Genomic DNA, 516 nt, shown 5'->3' on the forward strand with positions numbered 1-516 from the left:
CAGATATCGAAAGTCATATGCGTGAGCTTTATAGCATTGATATCTCAGACAGCACCATCAGCCGGATCACGGATAAAATCCTGCCTATTGTCCGTGAATGGCAGGAACGTCCTCTGGAAGAAATCTATGCGGTAGTCTTCATGGATGCCATTCACTATCATGTACGGCACGAAGGACGCAATGTAAAGCGGGCCGTTTACATTGCAATCGGTATTAACATGACCGGGCATAAAGACGTCCTGGGAATGTATGTTGGTGAAAATGAAAGTGCTAAGTTTTGGCTTTCCATTATGAACGGGCTAAAAAACCGTGGCGTTGAAGATATCTTAATTGCCTGCATTGATGGCCTTACTTGTTTCCCACAGGCAATCGAAGCTGTCTTTCCGAAAGCCGAGGTGCAGCACTGTATTATCCATCAGATCCGCAATTCCACCCGGTTTGTTTCCTACAAGGACATCAAGGTGCTTATGGCAGATTTGAAGAGGGTTTATGCAGCCCCTACAGAAGAAGCTGCTC

Annotated in this window: 1 protein-coding gene; it reads left to right on the forward strand. The window is 45.9% G+C overall.

Annotated elements, in window-relative coordinates; all coding sequences use genetic code 11:
- On the forward strand, positions 1 to 516 hold a 516-nt coding region (locus FAY33_RS19140), incomplete at both ends, for an IS256 family transposase (RefSeq protein WP_143323074.1).

The sequence above is a fragment of the Clostridium sp. HBUAS56010 genome (genome assembly GCF_007115105.1).
GTDB lineage: Bacteria > Bacillota > Clostridia > Lachnospirales > Lachnospiraceae > Lacrimispora.